Annotated in this window: 1 protein-coding gene; it reads right to left on the minus strand. The window is 56.4% G+C overall.

Annotation, left to right across the window (positions count from 1 at the left end; genetic code table 11):
- On the minus strand, nt 1-1456 hold a 1456-nt coding region (locus ACIQ2D_RS21875), incomplete at its 3' end, for a DUF4365 domain-containing protein (RefSeq protein WP_402867403.1).
- Nucleotides 1457-1597: the final 141 nt, after the last annotated feature.

A 1597-nucleotide genomic window follows, 5' to 3' on the forward strand; every position in this document is an offset into this window, starting at 1 on the left:
GCTTGTGTTCACCTGCGTGCCTCAGCGCAGCCAGCGATTTAGCGATCTCCTCAGCTGAGCTGTCGTTCATGAGCGTGTACTGGGCCAAGAGTGTGTGCGATCTTCGCCAGGATGAATGATCCGCAGCGATCCCGGCAAGCAGCGTCGCCGACCGGAGCCTCAAGCTGGTCGGATCCAGTTCTGGGCCCTCGGAATTACCCACCCATACTTGGAACTGGTCGGTGAACTGAATCTCCAGGCCGTCCGCTACCTCCTGCCGACTCCACCACGACGCGAGGGTGTCACGGCCCTTGATCACTTCCTCAACACCGATAACTTCCTTGCTGTCCGTCGACCATGGGTTGAGTCTGAAGATGAGATCAGTGCCCGATCCTGTGATTGCCATAGCGGTTGGGTCATCTACCGCTACATTTCGAATTTTTTGGACGTCGACGGCACAGAGACGTGCATTTGCGAGATCGCCGAGCTCGGCTAGACAACGGCCTCTGTGCAGGAGGAGCCACGCCCGATCGACGTCGCTGTAATCGCTATGGGTCAGAGCGCCGTCTACGACGTCCAATCCGCCTTGTGGGTTTCCGTCTTCGACGGAAAGAGCACAGGCGAACACTGCGGCTGCAGCCCGTTCCGATGGCGCCTTGGCGTCCTTGACCAGTTTTTCGAGCGCGTCAATGTTGGCGTCACCGCCCAGAATGTCGTGCGCTGCAGCATAAAATCGCCACCCCCACGTGGTCGAGCTTCGGCATTCCGCGAGGTCCGGTGCCGGATCCTTAGTACTTTTGGCCAGCGCGTCAACCGCCGTGCGCGGTGTCAGGTGCCTCAGCCGCATTTTGATCAACAATGCGATGGCTTCGTGGGGTTCCAGTTTCGTCACTGGCGAGTTCGGGTGGGGGGCCACCAGGCGCGGCGTCAACATCGCATAGCGGTAACGATCAGTCGACAACACATCTGCACTACCCCACGCAGTCCCTTCCCATTGTGAGTGGATTCGGCCTTTGGTCGCGATTTCCAGGAGGTCTCCTATGTGGTGTTTGTCGACAGTTGAATCAACGCGGACCAGAATCTTGGCACCTTTGCCGGTACTTTTAACTGAATCCTGTGTCACATGAACCCAATACGATTTTTCGGTGGACTCCTCATGCAGGAACAGGATGAACGGCACAGAGTATTCGAGCCAATACTTCAAATGCTCACTGTTGGTATCACGGAACCACCATCCAACAAGTTTTCCGTCCGCATCGAATTCCGGATAATCGAACCACGTGTCCCCGTTCTTCACCTGACCAGCGATGAGTGCACCAGAATCAATGCCTGTTGCCGTCCGCGGCTGCAGAAAGACATCTGTACCGACTTCGCCGGCAGGGTTGGGGGCTACGTGCCAATTCAATTTCGTGAACTGGTAGCCGATGGCTAATTCCCCAATGTTTCCGGTTTGGACGGTACTACTGGCTTTTATCATTGTTTCGCCTCATCTGCCGCGTTCCCTGATGGTTCCTGTCTATAGACAATCACAACCTGCGTGTATGTCCCCGGCACCGGGTGCGGCGGGGACATACACGCAGGTGAATGCATGTTTGTGTCGGATATCGAGGGTAGGTTT

This window comes from Lysinibacillus sp. NPDC097287, assembly GCF_044761695.1.
Lineage (GTDB): Bacteria > Bacillota > Bacilli > Bacillales_A > Planococcaceae > Lysinibacillus.